The following is a 16,339-nucleotide window of genomic DNA, read 5'->3' on the forward strand; positions in this document are numbered from 1 at the left end:
CCATGCTTTGTAGGGATTACAGGCGCATAACAGGGCGTGATCCGTAACGGGCACCGTGTCCGTCTGTGTGGCACACCGCGGCATCGGCAAAGGCATGGTAGGGGAAGAGTCAAGACACACGTTGACACAGGGTATTTTTTCTCACCACACGTTGCATCCCGATTCCAGGAGGGTAGCCTGACGGGGCCGGGATAAGGATTCCACCATGGAAAGAAACTATCGAAAACTCTGGTGGCAGCACTGTCTGGCCATTATTTGTTTTTCCGTTGTTCCCCTGTTGTTCGTCAACATCTCCCTCTACGTGCTCTTTGACCGGATATACACCGACACGGTCACGGAAACCCTGCGGAGCTCGGCCGAAAACCGACGCGACGCCATCGACCTGTTTTTTTCCGAGCGTATCGCCCAGCTGTTCACTGTCGCCAACACCAACACCTTCAAGGACCTCACCGACGAGAACTATCTCAACCGCGTGTTCGACATCATGCATGCCAAGTCCACTTCCTACATGGATATTGGCATCATTGACAACGAGGGCCGCCACCTCTCCTATGTTGGCCCCTACTACGACCTGCTCAAACAGGTCAACTACAAGAACGAACCCTGGTTCAACGCCGTCAAGGCCAACGGTATCTACATCAGCGACATCTTCATGGGGTATCGCAAGGTGCCTCATTTCATTATCGCGGTCATGGTTCGGGAGAAGAGTACCTCCTGGATCCTGCGGGTGACGATCAACCTGAAGAACATCGACGACATCGTCCATAAGGCGTGGATCGGCACCCTGAGTGATGCCTACATCGTCAACGGCAAGAATATCCTCCAGACCAGGCCGCGCTTCGGCGGCGACTTCCTTGAACCCGCCGGTGGACCGGATTTTTCTTCAACCGTGGCCACCAAGATCTCCCGACTCGCCTATAAAGGCAGCGAGGCGTTCTACGCCGCCATTCCCGTCGCCAACACCAAGTGGGTGCTGGTGATCAAGGAAAATCCCGATGAAATTCTTTCCCCGCTGCAAAAGGGCAAATATTGGATGGCCTTCCTTTCGCTGCTGGGCTTGACCATCATCGCCACCGGCGCCGCCTTGTTCACCAACACCCTGATCAACCGCATCGAGGAAACGGATCGCGAGAATGCCGCCAATTCCGATATGCTGCTCCAGGCCAACAAGATGATCGCCCTCAGCAAGATGGCTGCGGGCATCGCCCATGAGGTCAACAATCCCCTGGCTTCGATTTCCGAAAAGGCTGGTTGGATGAAAGACCTGCTTGCCGAAGAGGATATCGCCGCCAGCCCCAATTTCGCCGAGTTCAGTGAATCGATCGACAAGATCGAGTATCATGTCGACAGGGCAAGAAAAATAGTTCACAACCTGCTTGGTTTTGCCCGAAGAATGGAACCAGCCAAAGAGAAGATCAACATCAACAACCTGCTCGACGAAACGACCGGATTGCTGGAAAACGAGGCCCGGTATGTCAACATCCTCATCAAAAAGCAGTATGCGGAAAATGTCCCGGTGATCACCAGCGACCTGTCCCAGATCCAGCAGGTGGTGCTCAACCTGCTCAACAATGCCATCGACGCCATCGGCAGTGACGGCACGATCACTGTCGGCTCGCGCTATCTTGAGGACACCGACCAGGTGGAGCTGTGGGTCGCCGATACCGGCAAGGGCATACCTGAAGCCGAGCAGAGCAAGATCTTCGAACCGTTCTTCACCACCAAGGCTGTTGGCAAGGGCACGGGCCTTGGACTTTCCATTTCATACAGCATTATCGAAAAGCTGGGCGGGAAAATGCGGGTTCAGAGCAAGGTAGGCGAGGGAACGATGTTCACCATTCTTCTTCCGAAAAATTAAGGGTACATGATGGATACGTTGCGGGTTTTATTTGTGGATGACGAGGATGATTTTCGGGAAACCATTGTCAAAAGGCTGAATGCAAGAAAAATCCAGGCCATGGGTGCCGAAAGCGGTTTCAAGGCCCTGGAAATTCTTAAAGACCACGATTTTGACGTCATGGTGCTGGACGTCAAGATGCCGGGCATGGACGGGATTGAAACCCTGCGGCACGTGAAGAAGATGAAACCGGAGATCGAGGTCATCATGCTCACCGGTCATGCCTCGGTGGAGTTTGGCCTCAAGGGCATGCAGCTCGGTGCCTTTGACTATGTGATGAAACCGGCGCCGCTCAACGAACTGCTCGACACCATCGGTCAGGCCTACAACAAGAAACGTGGCGTGATTCACTGAAAGAGCCACGTCAGCGAAATGCTGGCCGTCATGCTTCCATGTCCGGCCGCCACCGGACAGCACGGCAAGCAGGCAGGGCGCAACGGTATCGCATTGTGACGGAGAGGCCGAACCAATGAGAGTCTGGGATACAAGTCATCTGCTCGATGATATACCGGCCAGCAAAACCGCTTCCACCGAGCATGTCTACGACTATACCGACAGTCAGGCCAACCTGAACCGCATTCGACAGCACTTCAAACAGCTCCAGACCCGGTTGATCCTGGGCTTGGTGGTCGGCTTTCTGCTGCCCAACGCCCTGCTTTCCGCCTACTTTCATTACCAGTTTGCCCATACCCTGAAAAACAGCGCCAAGCTCAATCTGATCGCGGTGGCGGAGAGCCAGAAAAACACTATCGATCTCTACCTGCAGGAACGGCTGGTCAATCTGTACAACCTGTTCCACAGCAAGGAATTCACCCTGTCGCCCACCCAGGCGCACATGGACAATTCGCTGAGCAGTCTCAAACACTTCAACGACGGCTTTGTCGATGTCGGTTTTTTAAATCCCAACGGCATCCAGATCGGCTACGCTGGGCCCTTTGCCTCGCTGCTTGGCAAGGATTACAGCAAGGAGGACTGGTACCAGAGGCTGCTCAAGGAAAACAAGAGCTATCTGATCAGCGACATCTATACGGGATTTCGCAATGTTCCCCATTTCACCATCGCCACCAAGCAGGTTTTCGACGGCCGCACCTATGTGATGCGCGCCTCCTTGGATCCAGACAAGCTCTACCTGTACCTGCGCGCCATCAGCCAAGGCAAGGGGGTGGAGTCGACCCTGGTCAACCGTCAAGGGCAGTACCAGGTGGTCGATCCCGGCCGCAGCCAACTTCCTGGGAGCAGCGACTATCTGCCGCCGGTAACCGCCGCTTCCGGGGTGGAAGAGTTGGTGCTCAACGATCAGAACATGCTGGTGGCCTATTCCTGGCTCAAGGAAACGCCTTGGGCCCTGCTGGCCATGCAGCCGGTGGCGGTGGCCCAGGCCGGCATGATCCGAGCACGACTGGTGCTGACCATCGGCCTGATTGGCGTTAGCCTGATTGTTTCGGTCATCATTTTTTTCACCATCAAGAAACTGGTCCGCCGCGCACGGCGCATGGCGGAAAAAGGGCAGCAGCTGCAGGAGATGCTTGCCCATGCCTCCAAGCTCGCATCCATCGGCGAACTGGCCGCAGGCGTGGCCCACGAGATCAACAACCCCCTGGCGATCATCATGGCCACCAGCGGCGTGATCCGCGATATGCTGAACCCCGAGTTCGAACTCGATCACAGCCCGGAGGCCATCTGCAAGGAGCTCTCGGTCATCGACGCGGCTGCCACCCGAGCCAAGGGCATTACCCGCAAACTCCAGGACATGGGCAAGAGCCGGGTTCCCTGCACGGTGGCATGCGATGTCAACGCCTTGGTCGAAGAGGTGGTGACCCGACTGAAAAAAGTCGAATTCAAGCCCAAACACTTCGACGTGCAGTGCCAGCTTGCCCCCGATCTGCCCCACATCTTAGCTGAACCAGAGCCGTTGCGGCAGGTGTTCGCCAACATTCTGATCAATGCCGGTGACGCCATTGCCGACAAGGGGACCATCACCATAGCCACCGAGGCCAAGGATGGCATGGTGTTGGTCACCATCGCCGATACCGGCAAGGGGATCCCGCCGGAGAACCTCCAGCGGATTTTCAACCCGTTTTTCACCACCAAGGGCGGGGGCAAGGGAACCGGCCTGGGCTTGAGCATTGCGGCAAGCATCGTCAAATACCTTGGTGGCACGATCAAGGTCAACAGTATCCCGGGAACAGGCAGTTCCTTTACCATCCTGCTCCCGGTCAACGAGCAGGCCAAGAAAACGATCAAGCAACACGACAAGTAAACGCACCATTATGGAAAAAAAACAAAGAGGATTTAAAGTTTTACTGGTTGACGACGAGGATATTTTCCGTGAGGCCACGGCCCGCCAGCTGACCGTGCGCGGTTTTGTCGTGCTCACGGCCGCCAGCGGTGAGGAAGCGCTCACTGTGGTCAGCAGCGATCCGCCCGAGGTGGTGGTGCTCGACCAGGAAATGCCTGGCCTGCATGGATCGGATACCTTTGTAGAAATCAAGAAGATCAACCCACTGATCGAGGTGATCATGCTCACCGGCAACACCAGTGTCGACAACGCCATCGAACTGATGCGGCTGGGGACCTTCGACTACCTGATGAAACCGATCAACATCGACGAACTGCTCTATAAGATCGAAGATGCCTACACCCGGAAAAAACTCAACGAAAAGCAGCAGCGTGAAACGGGCCAAGAGAAGCCGATGCGAGCTTAAGGTCCGCCACTTTCATCAGTGCTGCCGATAAAGGCGATTCATGCTGAAAAAACTGGCCGCGTTTTCTAAAAAATTTTTTTTCTTCCATCAGGAGGAAAGCGACCCGGTACTGGAAGCCGAAGAGGTGGAGGCGCTCCGGTTGACGTTCAAGTCCCGGTATCACAGCTTCAAACTGTTGCTGGCCGCCAACACCAGAATATTGGAGGCCATGGCCGAAATTGAACGGGCACTGCAGGGCAACGAGCCGTTCAGCATGTCGTTCGTCCAAACCCACTGCACCTCGATTTCGGTCAATGTTTTCCGGATGATCAATGACATGGAAAACATCGCCCCGGGCAAATACACGGCCTTGCGCGACAGTTTTCTTGCTATCCAGAAACGGATCGATGCCCTGCTTGGCTCGAAGAAGCAGATCTCCGATACCCGTCTCGTCATCCCTCTTGAAGCAGTCAACAGCGACATGACCGATCTGGTCGGCGGCAAGATGGCCAACCTGGGCGACATTAAAAACCGGCTGCACATGCATGTGCCCAGCGGCTTTGTGATCACCGCCGCCGCCCACGAGATGTTCATGCAGGCTGACGGTCTGCAACGCGAAATCGACCGGCTTTTTCAGGTGGCCGGTTCCGACGAAGACCGCAATCTTGATCTGGTCAGTTCCCAGATCCGGCAGCTGATCATGTCGGCCGAGGTGCCGGAACCTATTTATCTGGCTGTGGTCGAGGCCTACACCCGGATGAAGACCGCCAACAACGGTCAGGATATCCGGATGGCGGTCCGCAGCAGCGCCTTTGGCGAGGATGCGGAAAACACCTCCTTTGCCGGCCAGTACCGTAGCGAGCTCAACGTTGGTTTCTCTCAGTTCTTCTACTATTACAAGCAGGTCATGGCCTCCAAGTACAGCGTCCAGGCCATCGCCTACAAACTCAGCCGAGGTTTCCGTGACGAGGATATCGCCATGTGCGTCGGCTGCCTGGCGATGATCGACGCCGTTGCCGGCGGGGTGATCTACACCCGCAACCCTTTGGACACCAAGGATGACGCCATCTACATCAACTCGGTCTGGGGCCTGCCCAAGGCAGTGGTTGACGGCGATGCCTTGTGCGACTTGTTCGTGGTTGCCCGGGACGACGCCCTGACCATCCTCCGCCGGGACGTGCGGGAAAAAGGCTACCGGATCGACTCATTCGAGGAGGAGGGGTGTATCCGCACCGCGACCGGGGACGAACAACGGACCATGCCCTCACTGACCGACGAACAGGTGCAGTTGCTCGCCGATCATGCGGTTCGGATCGAGCAGTACTATGAAACACCCCAGGATATCGAATGGGCCATCGACACCGACGGCAAGGTGTACATCCTCCAATCCCGCCCCCTGCAGCAGATGGAATCCATCCTGCCTGGCCCTGACCTGGATCTCAAGCGGTTCGAATCGTCCCTGCTGGTTGAGGGGGGAATCAACGCCAGTCCCGGCGTGGCCTGCGGCAAGGTGTTCAAGGTGGCCAAGAAGGTCGATATCCTTCAGTTTCCCGAAGGCGCGGTCCTGGTGGTGGAACAGGCGCTGCCCACCTGGGCGCCGCTAGTGGCCCGAGCCGCTGCGGTGGTCTCCGAGCAGGGTGGATTTGCCGGCCATCTGGCCAACGTGGCCAGGGAATTCGGCATTCCCGCAGTCTTTGGGGTCAGCGGGGCCATGGCCAAGATGCACAATGGCGATGCGGTCACCGTGGCAGCCGATCTTGGCCAAGTCTATCTGGGAAACATCGCCCCTCTGCTCGAATGGACGAGGCCAGAACCAAAACTGATGCTGGGCAGTCCGGTGTACGAATCGCTCAAGGAAGTCAGCCGCCATATCATCCCCTTGCATCTTCTCGATCCGGAATCACGCGATTTCGTGCCCCAGAATTGTCAAACCTTCCACGACATCACCCGTTTCATCCACGAAAAGTCGGTGTATGAAATGTTCAATTTCGGCAAGGATCACAGTTTTTCCGAACGCTCCAGCAAACAGCTGTACTACCGGGTGCCGATGAATTGGTGGATACTCAACCTGGATGACGGTTTCACCCACGAAATCCACAGCAAATACGTTAAGTTGGAGGACATCGCCTCCATCCCGATGCTTGCCTTCTGGGAGGGCTTTGCCGCCATTCCCTGGGATGGCCCGCCGGCCATGGACGGCAAGGGCATGACCTCGATCATGTTCCGTTCGACCATGAACACCGCCCTGGTTCCGGGCATCAAATCCAAGTACGCCGATCGCAATTATTTCATGGTGTCCAGAAACTACTGCACCCTCAGTTCCCGCCTGGGATATCACTTTTCCACCATGGAGGCCATGGTCAGCGAGCGCTCGGCGGAAAACTATCTTGGCTTCAAGTTCAAGGGCGGTGCCGCCGATTTCGAGCGCTGTCTGGGCCGGGTCCATTTCATTCGCGAGATCCTCGAGCGCTACGGCTTCCGCGCCATGGTCAACGGCGACAACCTTGACGCCCGCATGGAGGGCCATGACATGGATTACATGCTCAGCCGCCTGAAAATCCTGGGGTACCTGACCCTCCACACGCGGCAACTCGACATGATCATGAACAACAGCGCCTTGGTCGGCTATTACATGAATAAGCTCACCAAGGACATTGATTCACTGCTGCAGGAGCAGTACCTCTGCACGGCGTGACCGTGCATGGTTGGTGGCCGCCGTTCCATCGAGGGCGGCTCGTCCGTTAACAGTGGAGTCATGCTATCCGGCGTGCACCGGTGACTCGGAAGTGGAGGAACAATGAGAAAGGTTTTAAGCATGCTATCCATGGCGACGTACTTCTTGCTTGCCGTCGGGGCCCTGGCCGCTGACAAGGCAACCATCAAAAAGAATGTCGATGACATGGTGGCGGCCATCAACAGCGGCAAGGAGGCAACCAGCTACAGAGCCGATACCTATACCCCGTATGCGTTCATTATGGAGCCGAACGGCAAACTGATCGTCCACCCGTATCTCGCCGGAGAATATCTCCAGGAGAAAGCGGAACCCATCTACAAAGCCCTGCAACAGGCGACCATGGAAGGGACCTGGGTGTCCTATCTCTGGAAAGGTGCGCTCAAGGAGACCTATGTGCGGCGGACCAAAAGCAATCTGACCGTCGGCAGCGGCTACTGACCGCTGGCGCATTCTGGGTCGCGCGAGGGGCTATGTGTGGTGCCGGGCTGAAGGATCGCCGGACAGGGAAAAATCAATCTTTCGATCCATACGGAAAACCGGTTTTGCCGTTCAGACACGGCGGCACGGGCCGCCAATGGTTTATCCACATGCCGAACCAATCTTGATTGCGGAGAAAGACCATGTCCACCATTCTTGGTAATCTCAGACAGCTCTTCAAGGATTTCCGCGCCAGGAGCGGCTTGACGCTCCCCGTCAGCCCTGTGGGAATGAACGCCCTGTTCCGCTTCCGCTACACGCTGTTCAAGGAATTGCTGGTGGCCAACTCCGAGCTGCTCACCGTCCTGTCGGACATGGATGAAAAACTCAAAGGCGAGACGATCTTCGGCCTGTCCTACATCAACAACCAGGTCAACAAGGCCCTCAAACACGCCTTTCAGATGGTCAAATGCCTCAATGTCATGTCCGGCGGCGCTTACCGCGAGCTCTACAACGCGTTGGAGCGGATCAACGAACAGATCAAGACCATCGTCAATGAGCGCAAAGTGGATCATGCCCCTCACGCGGTCATGCCCTATGACCAGATCCACCTCAAGGACAGCGACTGGGCCGGCGGCAAGAACGCCAATCTGGGGGAGATCAAAAACTGCCTCAATATCCCGGTGCCCGAGGGATTTGCCATCACCACCAAAGGTTTTCACCTCTTCTTTGAGCACAACGACCTCAAAGAAGAGATTATCAAACAGAAAAACCTGATTTATATCAATGAATTTGACTTACTGAACAGCCTCAGCGCCGAGACGCTGCAACTGGTCCGTTCCAAACCCCTCCCGCCGGAACTGGAAGCAGAGATTCACGCCGCCTGCACCCGGCTCTGGGGAAATGACCAGGAGGTCCTGGTGGCGATGCGCAGCAGCGCGGTAGGTGAAGACGGCGACATTTCCTATGCCGGCCAGTACCTCACCCTGCTGGGGGTAACCCGGGACGAGATCTGCGAGGCCTACAAATCGATCATCGCCAGTCTTTACTCCGCCCGCTCCATTTCCTATCGCACTTCCAAAGGGGTGTATGACGAGGATCTGGCCATGGCCGTGGCCTGCCTCAAGATGGTCGACTCGCGGGCCAGCGGTGTCCTGTACACCCGCCATCCCTATGACATCACCAACGAGCATATCTTGATCAACGCCGTCTGGGGCTTGGGTCCCTATGCGGTGGACGGGGTGGTAACGCCGGACGTTTATACCGTGTCCAAGGACGACGCTCTGACCCTGCTGGAAAAAAATATTTCACTCAAGCCGGTGCAGTTGGTGCTCAACCAAACAGGTGGTGTCGACGAGCGGCCCGTCCCCGCCGAACAGCAGCAGGCTGCCTGTCTCAGCGAGGCGCAGATCCGTCAGCTGGCTGGCTATGGCGTTGCCCTGGAAAAACATTACAAATGTCCCCAGGATGTTGAATGGGCACTGGCTCCGGACGGCAACCTCCTCATTCTCCAATCGCGGCCGCTGAAGATTCAAAGCCCGAAAAATTTCTGTCTGCTCAAGGCCCCCCCCCTGGAGGGGTATTCCCTGATCATCGACAATGCTGAAATTGCCTCGCAGGGAGTCGGCACCGGACCGGCCTTTCCGATCCAGACGGTGGAAGACCTGGTCAATTTCCCGCAAGGAGGGGTGTTGCTTGCCCGCCATTCATCCCCGGAATATGTGGTGGTGATGCGCCACTGCAGCGCCATCATCGTCGAAGCCGGCAGCGTCAGCGGCCACATGGCGGCCTTGGCTCGAGAATTCAATGTCCCCACCATTATCTGCGCCCAACCGATCCTGGAACGAATCGCCCAGGGGACGGTGCTGACCGTTGACGCCTTTACCGGGCGGGTCTATGCAGGCACGGTTCATGAACTGCTGGCCGCGATCAAGAAGGATGACGCCCACATGAAGGGTACCCCGGTCTATGAACAGCTGCAGCGGATTGCCCAACATGTCATTCCGCTCCATCTGGTCAACCCGGCTGCCCCGGAATTCACCGCCGCAGGGTGCACCACCCTGCACGACCTTGCCCGCTTCTGCCACGAATTTTCGTACAAGGAGATGTTTCAAATAAGTGATTTGGCATCGAAGTTCCATGGATGGTCGATCAAGTTGGATGCGCCCCTGCCTATGGACATCCACCTGATCGATCTCGGCAATGGTCTGAAGGCAGAGGCGACGGCGAAATGGAACGCGGTCAAGGTCGAGGAGATCGCCTCTGTGCCATTTTCGGCGCTGTTGCAGGGCATGCTCAACAAAAACGTGCACGGCCTGGAACCGCGGCCGGTCAACCTCTCCGGTCTGCTGTCGGTGATGCGCGAACAGACCTTGGCCCCCGGACACGTGGGCGAACGTTTCGGTGACCGCAGTTACGCCATCATCGCCGACAAATACCTCAACTTCAGCTCGCGGGTGGGCTATCATTACAGCGTCATCGACGCCTACTGTGGCGAGACCATCAACAAAAATTATATCACCTTCACCTTCAAGGGGGGAGCGGCCGACGACGTTCGCAAGAACAGGCGGGTCCGGGCCATCTCCCTGATCCTCGATCGGGAGGGGTTCAAGGTCAACGTCAAGGCCGACAAGGTCGATGCCCGGCTGCAGAAGTATCCCAAATCCTATATTGAAAGCCGGATGGATATCCTTGGGCGATTGCTGATTTTTACCCGCCAGCTCGACATGCTCATGACCACGGAAAAAAGCGTGGAATGGGTGGCGGAAAACTTCGTGGCCGGCAACTACAAGCTGACAACGCCTCCCCTGGAACAATGAGGGCCCGCCTTTAATCGCGCAAGCGGCACCTCCGCAACCTTAACCGCACGGAACAGCCATGCAGAACCTGATCCTCCTCATCATTATAATCGGCTCCATCATCATCGGCCTGGCCATCGGCATCCGGATGAAAAACAAACGAAAATAATGCCGGATTTCCTGTCGGTGTGCTTTGCCTGATCAGATGGAGCAACAGCATAGTCCCTCGACAAGAGATGACCACCCGAACGTCCGAGAGGTCACCTGCCCTCAAATCTCAACCACCGAGTACTGTTATGCGTGAAAAGCTCAAAGATTATCTTCGTTTGAAACGACTGCTTTCCGCCGGTTTTTTTACCAGCGGCATCATCCCCATTATCATCATCGCTTCGGGTTCCATCTATAACTTCAAGCAATTGTCGATCAACGACATCGAGGTCACGGCCCGGCAGGTGGCGGAGCATCGTACCGATGTGATCAACACCTTTCTCAACAGTCAGGTCAATTTCCTCTCCACGCTGATGAATCTTTATCCGCTGGATTATCTCGAGAATCAGGAGAACCTCAAAAACCTTTTCCTCGCCATCTCCAAGGAGGGGCAGGAAGGAGCCATCGTCGACCTGCAGCTGATCGACACCAACGGCAAACAGCTCGCCTACGTCGGGCCCTATCAGGAGAAGGTGCAGGGCAAGGATTACAAGGATATCCCCTGGTTCAGCGAGGTATTGGTGCGCGGTACCTATGTCAGCGACGTGTTCAGCGGCTTCCGCAACTATCCCCACTTTGTCATCGCCCTCACCAATCCCCTCAAGACGTATGTACTCCGGGCGACCATTAACTCCGGCATCTTCAATTCGCTGCTCTACAGCGCGCAGATCGGTCCCAACGGCGATGCCTTCATCCTCAATTCCAACGGCGAATTCCAGACCCCGAGCCTGCAAAAAATGGATAAACTGAACGCCCTGGAGATCAAAATGCTCAAACACCACCCGGGGACGGAAATTTCCTCGGACGACGAATATCTCTACGCCAGCCAGTGGCTCAACGGCAACATGTGGCTGCTGGTCATCAAGACCAAGATCACCGACTCCCTGGGCGTCTATTACAAGTACCGCAATCGCATCATCTTCATTGTCGCCGCCACCGCCGCCCTCTTTCTCTTCATCGCCAGCGGCATCAGCCGCTTCATCGTTGAACGGATGCAGCGGGCGGACCGGGAACAAACAGCGCTTGACCAGCAGATGGCCCATATTGAAAAAATGGCCAATATCGGCCGATTGGCCGCTGGCATCGCCCATGAAATCAACAACCCCCTGCAGTTGATCCAAATGCAGGCCGGCTGGATCGACGAATTGCTCCAGGAGGAAAACCCGGAACAGATCGCCAATCTGGATGAATACCGCCAATCGGTGGGCAAGATCAAACAACACGTCAATCGGGCCGGCACCATCACCCACCGCCTCCTTGGCTTTTCGCGCAAGATCAGTGCCGAATACGATGTGCAGATCAATGAGCTGATTCGGGAAACCATTTCCTTTCTGGAAAGCGAGGCCAACAGCAACAACATCACCCTCAATCTCCATTTTGACGACGCGCTGCCGGTGATCAGAACTGACGGTTCCCAGGTTCAGCAGGCCCTGCTGAACCTGATCGAGAACTCACTGGATGCGGTCGGTTCCGGCGGTCAAATCGACATCACCACCAGCCGCAGCCCCAAAGAGGTTTCCATACAAATCGCCGATAACGGTCCGGGCATCAAACCCGAGGTCCTGGCCAAGATCTGGGAACCGTTTTTCACCACCAAGGAACCCGGCAAGGGAACCGGACTGGGACTGTCGATCTGCAGCGACATCGCCCATAAACTCGGTGGGGAAATCATCGCCGAAAATCGGCCGCAGGGCGGCGCGCAGTTCACCCTCAAACTGCCCATTCGGGGCTGAATCCCGGCGCTCCCACCTCTGACCGGGGTGCGGGAAGGCTTCCACTCCCACACCCCGGCCCTCACCGTTTTTACACACCCTCCTCAAATCCCATCCCACGCGTCACCAAATTTATACACAAGCAATATTCAATAAAAACAAAATATTGCACCAAATCCCGGATCGTTCGTCACCGTAATTATACACCTCTCCGTTGTTCGCTTCCTTCCCTGCTGGCCGCGCTTTGCCGGCATACCGTTGGCCAAACAGAGCAACCATTTGATTTTAAACATAAATCAATTTTATCTCGCCACGTATCTCTACCTGGCCTCCAATCTGCAATAGCAAGGGCAGCAGCAATCGTGTCCATCAGTCCTGCGGCGACAGGGAGAAGCCATGACCAACGGAACCCGACCAGAACCCCATAACGATCTTGAATATCTTGATCTGGAACAGGCGGCAGTGATCTGCTCTGTTTCGGATGAGCGATTCGGCAAGTGGATCGACAAGGGGGTCATTCCGGTGTTCGAGGTCAACGGCAAGAAGCTGATTCACTCCCATGACCTGATCCATCATCTCGTCCGTCACAACATTCCCATCCCCGACAGGCTGTTGCAGGGAAAAAACAGCAGGAAAATCCTGTTCGTCCTCACCGACGAGACCGTGCCCCACGCGGTGACCACCGAAGTCATCTGGGCGCTCTACAAATTGCGCAAGCGAACATCCTACATCTTTGATTTTGTCCGATTTGACAACAATATCGAATTAAAGATCATCACCTTTTGTCCGGATGTGATCATCCTGTTGCAGGAAGATTCGACCAACCAAGGCCCAGAAACGACCATCCGCAAGATAGTCAACGGGTCAATCCCGCTCTTCACGTTGACCACCGACCGGAACATCGAGCTTGACACGTTTCTCAGCGAGTTAGCAGGAGGCCGACCGTGAACCAGCCTCCCGCACACCGCCAGGCAAAGATCTCCGCCACGGAGAGAGCGGGGAGGCGTGCACGTTCCTCCCGCCTGGCTTCGCTGATGCATTGGATGCTGATGCGTGGTGCCACCACGACAGGCAGATTCGGCACTGGTTGCGGGGACATCCCCCACCCCGCCGCCGTCCGCCCGGTCCGCCTGTACCATTGCACCGCGCATCATCATCCCCCTTGCTTTTTCTGCTCCCCCAAGGAGAGGAAAACGAGCATCTGTTCCCCCTTGATTGGCAACCGCGCGCACCGGCCGAACGAGCTCATCGGCCTTGCGCTCGACATTCAATCAACAACGGGCCGGGAGCCTCGCCCCTGCCCCTGGATAACCACAAACAACCCACTTCCACAGGAGAAAAGCCATGTCACTGTATACCGTTCTGATTGTTGACGACGAAGAGGAATTCCGTGAAATGACGGTCAAAAGACTGAGCAAACGCGATCTCGAATGTGACAGCGCCCCCGATGGTGACACTGCCCTGGAGATGATAACGAAGAAAAACTATGACGTTGTCCTGCTCGACGTCAAGATGCCGGGCAAGGACGGCATCGAAACCTTGCGCGAGATCAAGCGGATAACCCCGATGACCGAAGTGGTGATGCTGACCGGCCATGCCTCGGTGGAATCGGGCATCAATGGCATCAAGTACGGCGCGTTTGATTATTTGATGAAACCCATGGAACTCGATCCGCTGTTTGAAAAACTCAATGCCGCCTACGAGCGGAAACGGGAACAGCAGGCCAAGATCGAAATGGCCCAGATCAAGAAAGACATGGCCCGTCCGTTCTGAACGGCGGGCTTCGTATAAACCCAAAAAGCGCGTTTTTTATCGACAACCAAAGGAGAAAAAAATGAAGTTTTTTCGTGATCTGAACCAATTCATGGTGGCCGGGGCCAAGGCCCACGCCCGGTGGGAATTGGAAATGTCGAGCAACATCCTCAAAAGCCGCAAGCGGCTGCTGGTCCTGGGCCTGCTGCTCATTCCCGTTTTCCTCGGCGGATACGCCTTTGCCGATGCCGTTGGCCAGGCCCTGCCCTCCTTTATCGGCGGCAAAACAGCCTATGGTCCTTCCCACTACACCAATCTCATCTTTGGCGCCTCGGTGCTGGTCGGCGTGTGCGCCGGTCTGATCACCGGCTGTATCGGTGCCGGCGGCGGCTTCATCATTGCCCCGGCCCTGATGAGCGCCGGCGTCAAAGGTATCCTCGCGGTCGGTACCGACCTGTTCCACATCTTCGCCAAGGCGATCATGGGTTCGGTCCTGCACCGCAAGATGGGCAACATCTCGGTATCGCTGGCCGTCACCTTCCTCATCGGCGCCATTGCCGGCTCGACCCTGGGCGGCTACATCAACCGCACCATCTATGACGCCAACCCGGTGCTGAGCGATATGTTCATCACCTCGATCTATGTCGTCATCCTGGGCTTCCTCGCCTTCTACGCGATGAGCGATTACCTCAAATCCCGCTCCAAGAAAGCGGTCATCGAGGAGGGTGCCACCAAGATCGCCGAAGAGATCCCCAACATGGGCAAACGGCTGCAGGCCATCAACATACCGCCGATGCTGACCTTCGACGAGAACGTCACCCCCGGTGGCCGGCGGTTGTCGGCCATTTTCCTGGTCATCGCCGGTTTCATCGTCGGCATGGCAGCCTCCATCATGGGTGTCGGCGGCGGCTTCCTCACCTTCCCGATCTTTGTCTATGGTCTGGGCGTTTCCTCGATGACCACCGTCGGCACGGACATCTTCCAGATCGTGTTCACCGCCGGGTATGCCGCCATCAGCCAGTACGCGGTGTACGGCTTCATCTTCTACACCCTGGCCATGGGCATGCTGCTCGGCTCGCTGATCGGTATCCAGATTGGCTCCATCGTCACCAAGGTCGTTCCCGGCACCACCATCCGCGGTTTCTACGCGATCACCGTTACCGCCGGTTTCCTTAACCGGGTCTGCGCCCTGCCGGAAAAACTGATGAAGATGGGCTACGTGCAATTGAGCAAGGAGTTCCTCAATATTGTCAACATGATCGGCAATATCGGCTTCTTCATCATCATCTCCACCTTCGCGGTGTGGGTCTTCTGGTGCTTTTTCACTAATCTCAAGGTCCTGAAATCAGGGGAGGCGCATTAATCATGGCAACTTCAGCACAACTCAAGACCCGCGGGTTTCTCCTGCTGGCATCGTTCTTCGCGATCCTGGTGGCTATTTTCATGCCGCTGTTTCCCGGAGCCCATGGCGAAAAGGTTAACGGCCTCGATTATCTCGACAATTTTTTCAACCAGCTGTCCAAGGGTTCCGCGTATTACATCCCGGAACAGATAACAAAAGCGGAACAATACAACGGTCAGCAGTTCACCACCTCGCTGAAGATGAAATCTCCGGAAGAGGCAGTCATCACCGCCAAGTTGTTCGCCGCCAATAGCATCACTGCGGTCGCAGAGGGTGACAAAGTCAAGGTCAGCGGCGATTTCGGCTCCATGATTACCATCATGCTCAACGATGCCGATGCCATGTACAAGAACAACGGGCAGGCACTGGTCGAGAAATACGGGGTGGATGAACGCCAGACCATCTACTCCTGGTACCAGGCCCTGACCGCCATGGAGAAGGACATGACCAAGGCCGGTCAGTTCGCCCAGGCCAAGTTTGTCAAGAACTGCATGTCCAAGGCGGTCGAACCGGCTTACAACTATTACAAGGTGGAAGCCAAACCGGTGAAAGAGGAAATCTTCCTGCTCATCGCCGCCCTGGCCTTCTACGTCATCTACACCATGTGGTACGGTTTCGGCCTGCTCTATCTGTTCGAAGGCGCGGGCATCAAGCTTGAGCATTGATTGCCTGAGCGATCCATGACGACAAAGGCTGCGGGAGGAAACGCTTTCCACCGCAGCCTTTTTTATTCTCC

At 56.1% G+C, this 16,339-nt stretch carries 12 protein-coding genes; all 12 read left to right on the plus strand.

The genetic code is table 11. From position 1 onward, the window contains the following. Positions 1 to 205: 205 nt before the first annotated feature. The 12 genes from DESPR_RS14355 to DESPR_RS14410 all read left to right on the plus strand — a co-directional run bounded on the left by DESPR_RS14355 (position 206) and on the right by DESPR_RS14410 (position 16,268). Entirely contained in the window at positions 206 to 1,858 is a 1,653-nt protein-coding gene (locus DESPR_RS14355) for a sensor histidine kinase (protein WP_015725520.1), read from the plus strand. 9 nt (positions 1,859 to 1,867) lie between these two features. Further along, positions 1,868 to 2,251, plus strand: a complete 384-nt coding sequence (locus DESPR_RS14360) for a response regulator (protein ID WP_015725521.1) — start codon at positions 1,868 to 1,870, stop codon at positions 2,249 to 2,251. A 115-nt stretch (positions 2,252 to 2,366) separates the two neighbouring features. Further along, positions 2,367 to 4,157, plus strand: a complete 1,791-nt coding sequence (locus tag DESPR_RS14365; RefSeq protein ID WP_015725522.1) for a sensor histidine kinase — start codon at positions 2,367 to 2,369, stop codon at positions 4,155 to 4,157. 10 nt (positions 4,158 to 4,167) lie between these two features. Next, positions 4,168 to 4,602: a response regulator gene (locus tag DESPR_RS14370; protein ID WP_015725523.1), complete on the plus strand. Its 435-nt coding sequence runs from the start codon at positions 4,168 to 4,170 to the stop codon at positions 4,600 to 4,602. Between the two features lie 40 nt (positions 4,603 to 4,642). Next, positions 4,643 to 7,276, plus strand: coding sequence for a PEP/pyruvate-binding domain-containing protein (locus DESPR_RS14375; protein ID WP_015725524.1), 2,634 nt, complete (start codon positions 4,643 to 4,645; stop codon positions 7,274 to 7,276). A 129-nt stretch (positions 7,277 to 7,405) separates the two neighbouring features. Further along, complete coding sequence (locus DESPR_RS14380) at positions 7,406 to 7,753, plus strand: hypothetical protein (RefSeq protein ID WP_245529461.1); 348 nt, start codon at positions 7,406 to 7,408, stop codon at positions 7,751 to 7,753. A gap of 182 nt (positions 7,754 to 7,935) precedes the next feature. Then, complete coding sequence (locus DESPR_RS14385) at positions 7,936 to 10,551, plus strand: PEP/pyruvate-binding domain-containing protein (RefSeq protein WP_015725526.1); 2,616 nt, start codon at positions 7,936 to 7,938, stop codon at positions 10,549 to 10,551. 275 nt (positions 10,552 to 10,826) lie between these two features. Beyond that, the gene (locus DESPR_RS14390; RefSeq protein ID WP_015725527.1) at positions 10,827 to 12,470 is read left to right on the plus strand and encodes a sensor histidine kinase; all 1,644 of its coding nucleotides are present in this window, start codon (positions 10,827 to 10,829) and stop codon (positions 12,468 to 12,470) included. Positions 12,471 to 12,845: 375 nt separating this feature from the next. Further along, entirely contained in the window at positions 12,846 to 13,397 is a 552-nt protein-coding gene (locus DESPR_RS14395) for a MerR family transcriptional regulator (protein WP_015725528.1), read from the plus strand. A 396-nt stretch (positions 13,398 to 13,793) separates the two neighbouring features. Next, positions 13,794 to 14,222 (plus strand): response regulator, encoded by a 429-nt coding sequence (locus DESPR_RS14400; RefSeq protein WP_015725529.1) that lies wholly within the window; start codon positions 13,794 to 13,796, stop codon positions 14,220 to 14,222. Positions 14,223 to 14,283: 61 nt separating this feature from the next. Then, entirely contained in the window at positions 14,284 to 15,564 is a 1,281-nt protein-coding gene (locus tag DESPR_RS14405; protein ID WP_015725530.1) for a sulfite exporter TauE/SafE family protein, read from the plus strand. Positions 15,565 to 15,566: 2 nt separating this feature from the next. Beyond that, a complete protein-coding gene (locus DESPR_RS14410; RefSeq protein WP_015725531.1) occupies positions 15,567 to 16,268 on the plus strand; it encodes a hypothetical protein in 702 nt (233 codons plus the stop codon). The last annotated feature ends 71 nt before the right edge of the window (positions 16,269 to 16,339 follow it).

It is taken from the genome of Desulfobulbus propionicus DSM 2032 (assembly GCF_000186885.1).
GTDB lineage: Bacteria > Desulfobacterota > Desulfobulbia > Desulfobulbales > Desulfobulbaceae > Desulfobulbus > Desulfobulbus propionicus.

Excerpts from the sequence above, each read along its gene's own strand:
- DESPR_RS14355 (WP_015725520.1), top strand. The coding sequence starts at position 206 with ATGGAAAGAAACTATCGAAAACTCTGGTGGCAGCACTGTCTGGCCATT.
- DESPR_RS14360 (WP_015725521.1), top strand. The coding sequence starts at position 1,868 with ATGGATACGTTGCGGGTTTTATTTGTGGATGACGAGGATGATTTTCGG.
- DESPR_RS14365 (WP_015725522.1), top strand. The coding sequence starts at position 2,367 with ATGAGAGTCTGGGATACAAGTCATCTGCTCGATGATATACCGGCCAGC.
- DESPR_RS14370 (WP_015725523.1), top strand. The coding sequence starts at position 4,168 with ATGGAAAAAAAACAAAGAGGATTTAAAGTTTTACTGGTTGACGACGAG.
- DESPR_RS14375 (WP_015725524.1), top strand. The coding sequence starts at position 4,643 with ATGCTGAAAAAACTGGCCGCGTTTTCTAAAAAATTTTTTTTCTTCCAT.
- DESPR_RS14380 (WP_245529461.1), top strand. The coding sequence starts at position 7,406 with ATGGCGACGTACTTCTTGCTTGCCGTCGGGGCCCTGGCCGCTGACAAG.
- DESPR_RS14385 (WP_015725526.1), top strand. The coding sequence starts at position 7,936 with ATGTCCACCATTCTTGGTAATCTCAGACAGCTCTTCAAGGATTTCCGC.
- DESPR_RS14390 (WP_015725527.1), top strand. The coding sequence starts at position 10,827 with ATGCGTGAAAAGCTCAAAGATTATCTTCGTTTGAAACGACTGCTTTCC.
- DESPR_RS14395 (WP_015725528.1), top strand. The coding sequence starts at position 12,846 with ATGACCAACGGAACCCGACCAGAACCCCATAACGATCTTGAATATCTT.
- DESPR_RS14400 (WP_015725529.1), top strand. The coding sequence starts at position 13,794 with ATGTCACTGTATACCGTTCTGATTGTTGACGACGAAGAGGAATTCCGT.
- DESPR_RS14405 (WP_015725530.1), top strand. The coding sequence starts at position 14,284 with ATGAAGTTTTTTCGTGATCTGAACCAATTCATGGTGGCCGGGGCCAAG.
- DESPR_RS14410 (WP_015725531.1), top strand. The coding sequence starts at position 15,567 with ATGGCAACTTCAGCACAACTCAAGACCCGCGGGTTTCTCCTGCTGGCA.